General features: G+C 63.4%; 5 protein-coding genes. 1 reads left to right on the top strand and 4 read right to left on the bottom strand.

The window, feature by feature from the left end:
- Window positions 1-199: 199 nt before the first annotated feature.
- Window positions 200-538: a hypothetical protein gene (locus AC1DT3_RS16045; RefSeq protein WP_477466242.1), complete on the top strand. Its 339-nt coding sequence runs from the start codon at window positions 200-202 to the stop codon at window positions 536-538.
- Here AC1DT3_RS16045 and AC1DT3_RS16040 read toward each other — a convergent pair whose 3' ends face one another.
- The 4 genes from AC1DT3_RS16040 to AC1DT3_RS16025 form a co-directional block, all read right to left on the bottom strand.
- The gene (locus tag AC1DT3_RS16040; protein WP_477466241.1) at window positions 539-1054 is read right to left on the bottom strand and encodes a DUF2937 family protein; all 516 of its coding nucleotides are present in this window, start codon (window positions 1052-1054) and stop codon (window positions 539-541) included.
- Window positions 1055-1106: 52 nt separating this feature from the next.
- A complete protein-coding gene (locus AC1DT3_RS16035) occupies window positions 1107-1385 on the bottom strand; it encodes a hypothetical protein (RefSeq protein WP_477466240.1) in 279 nt (92 codons plus the stop codon).
- A 7-nt stretch (window positions 1386-1392) separates the two neighbouring features.
- On the bottom strand, window positions 1393-2400 hold the full coding sequence (locus AC1DT3_RS16030; protein ID WP_477466239.1) for a WD40 repeat domain-containing protein: 1008 nt from the start codon (window positions 2398-2400) through the stop codon (window positions 1393-1395).
- A gap of 94 nt (window positions 2401-2494) precedes the next feature.
- Window positions 2495-3260: CobW family GTP-binding protein (locus AC1DT3_RS16025; RefSeq protein WP_477466238.1), on the bottom strand; the 766-nt coding region annotated here is incomplete at its 5' end.

Here is a 3260-nt window from a genome sequence, read left to right as displayed (position 1 = left end):
CTTCGGATCCATGGCAGTTCCGAAACGTGYTGGTACGCTGACACGCCTCTTTCGTCATTCCGGGGCCGCGGTGGCGGCGCCCGGAATCCATAACCCATAACCATCGATCACGGTGTGCGGGACGTCATCGCTCACCCCGGAATGACAAGGCCATCACCACGCGTTGTCAGTCTGGAGCATGATGGAGAGGAGATCTTGCATGCCGCATTTCGAGGATTTCTATGCTCAGAAGCTCAGGGGATCGCTCGGACTCGTCGACGCCGAAGCGGTGCTCGATCTGCGCGAGGCGTCGCGCGAGCAGGCGGCCGCATCGCTTCAGGATATGTTCGAACGCAGCCGTTTCTCCAAAAGCAAATCCGTCGCGGTGTTGTTGAACCCGCCCGCGAAGGGCGGCGGCGAGACGCTGTTCCAGCCGGTCGGCCGCGCGCTGCTCGAAGCGAAGAAGCGCGGGTGGGTCGAGCGGTTGCAGACGCTGCCGATGACGGACGGTCTCGGCTTCTATGTGATGCTGGCAGGAAAACCGGAGCGTGACGCCTGATCAGGCGGCAACGTTGCGCGGTCGCCGCTTGACCATGCGCCGCAGGCACGCCGCGCAGAACAGGATCCCGCCCCAGACGACGACAAACCCGCTCGCCGCCGACAGGATTCCTTCCTGCGTGATAGGAATTGCCGGCTCGAAATCGCCGTAGGCCGCGCGCATGACGTCTCGATCGCCGTCCTTCATCATGACGGCGATACGCTTGAACGAACCAGCCTGAAGCATCGCTTGGCGCTGGCTGTCGAGACGATTCAGCCGATCGACGTTGCTCTGCATGGCGCTGCCCTGCTGCTTCGCGAGAGCGTCGGGATTGGCCTGGAGCCGGGCGATTGAACTGTCGCGGTTCTCGCCATGCGCGGACGAATCCTGATCGAACCGGGAGACGACGCGGTTGAGCTCACCGATCGCGCCTCCGAGCCGCTGGCGGTATTGCTGGGAGAATTCCGGCCCCTGAGAGAGAACTGCCGCACCCGCCAGTCCGAAACCGAAAGCGACGATGCGGACGATCCGCGACATGGTCTTTCCCCCTCATGTGATCTCTTGGTTGTAAAGGATCACGTTCATTCGGCTATGGCGAGAGCGCTTCCACGACGTCTTCAGCAGTGACGTCGGCGAGCATTTTCGCCACCTTGCAGGCACGCGTCTTCCGGCCCGGCTCCATGACGAGGATGATGGTCTCGACGCCGGGGCAGGATGGGTCGGTGCAGGCGATTTCGTTGATGGAAAAGGCGATCTCGGACGATCCGCCGAGCGCCGTGCGCGCCCACGACTTGATCTGGTCGACCGTTTCCCGGTTCGGCTTCGATCCGCCGAGCGCGTCTTTCAGAAAGGCGCCGAACCGTGACATGGCGTTCTCAGGTGGGAAGAGTCAGGATGCCGGCGCTGCCGTCCGCGCAGCCGAAGGCCAGGCGCTTGCCGCCTTTGTCCCAGGCGAGCGCGGTGATGCCGCTGTCCTTGGTGGCGGGGCGCACGAGCAGTTCGGAGCCATCGTTGAGGCGGATCAAGAGAATGCAACCGTCCTCGTAGCCGACGGCGAGGACATAGACATTCGGGTGAAACGCGACGCGGCTCACCTTGGCCGGGCGCACGCCGCATTCGCGCGGCGCCTTGCCTGTCGGGCCTTCCTTCGACTCGAATGGCCAGATGATGGCTGCTTCCGCACCCGAGGTCGCCAGCCATTTGCCGTCGGCGGACCACGACAGGGAACGGGTCTTGGACGGATAACCGCTCATGCGCATGTGGCCCTTGTCGGGTTGCAAGCGCCATCCATGCAGAGCGTTCTCCTGCATCGACGTGACGACGAAGCGCGCGTCGGGAGACCAGCTCACGTCGAGATGAGAGCCTTTCCAGTCAAGAATATCGGGCTTCGCCTCGATGTTGGGGAACCAGAGGGTCGCGCCGTTGTAATGCGAGATGGCGAGCCTGTAGCCCTTGGGCGCAAAGGCGAGGCCGCGGGCGGTTGTCGGAACCTCCAGCGTCTTCTCGCGCCCCTTGTCGTCGCGGGCAAAAACTCGCTTGCCGGCCGCGTAGGCAAAAGCGCCGTTCGCGTTGAGGGCGAGCGAATCGATCCAGGCACCCTTGGTCTCGGCAAGGGTCTTGGTCGTGCCGTCCGCCCCTGTCACCGCGACGCGTCCGTCGTCTCCGCCGGTGAGGAAGCGTTCGCCATCCGTGACGGCGACGAGGATACCGCTGTCGGGATGCGCCTCGACACGATGGGTCTCGCCATCCTTCACGAGAAAGACGCCGCCGTCGGCAAGCGCAAAGGCCGCCGTGCCCTTCAGCCAGCCGAGGCCGGTGACATGGGCGCCCGCATCGACGGGCGCGACGTTCTGCGTCAACGAGGGGGCGGATTCAACGGTCATTCAGGCGATCCCTTTCTCAGGGGAGAGCCATAGCACAGGATTTTCCGATCCGGCACGGGCGTTCGACGGACGATGAGAGCTTCGATCTTTTCGTTCACGCCGCGCAGGCGAGAAATCCTTCGCGGATGGCTTTTTCGTTCAGATCCCGGCCGATGAACACCACTTTCGAATCGCGCTTCTGGCCCGGCTTCCAGTCGTCCTGCACGTCGCCGTCGAGGATCATGTGGACGCCCTGGAACACGAAGCGTTTCGGCTCGTTGGGGAACGCCACGATGCCCTTGCAGCGAAGGATGTTCGGTCCCTCGACCTGGGTCAGGTTCGAGATCCATGGCATGAACTTTTCCGGGTCGACTTCACCCTCGAGCCGCACCGACAGAGACTGCATCTCCTCGTCGTGGTGGTGGTGATGACCCTCCTCCAGAAACGCGGGCTCGATTTCGATGATGCGGTCGAGATCGAAGGCGTTGCGGTCGAGAACGTCGGAAATCGGCAGCGAGCAGTTCTGCGTCCGATGCAGTTTGGCATAGGGGTTGATGGCGCGGATGCGCGCCTCCACTTCGTCGAGTTCCTGCGCGGAGACGAGGTCGATCTTGTTGAGGATGATCACGTCGGCGAAGGCGATCTGGCTCTTGGCCTCCGGAGCATCCTTCAGACGCTCGGACAGCCATTTGGCGTCCGCGACCGTGACGACCGCATCGAGACGGGCGGCGTCGGACACGTCCTGATCCATGAAGAAGGTCTGTGCGACCGGCGCTGGATCGGCGAGGCCGGTGGTCTCCACGATCACGGCGTCGAACTTGCCTTTGCGCTTCATCAGCCCATCGAGAATGCGGATGAGGTCGCCGCGCACGGTGCAGCAG

The organism is Microvirga sp. P4_G7 (genome assembly GCF_056401005.1).
This window is presented reverse-complemented; position numbering and strand designations above follow the sequence as displayed.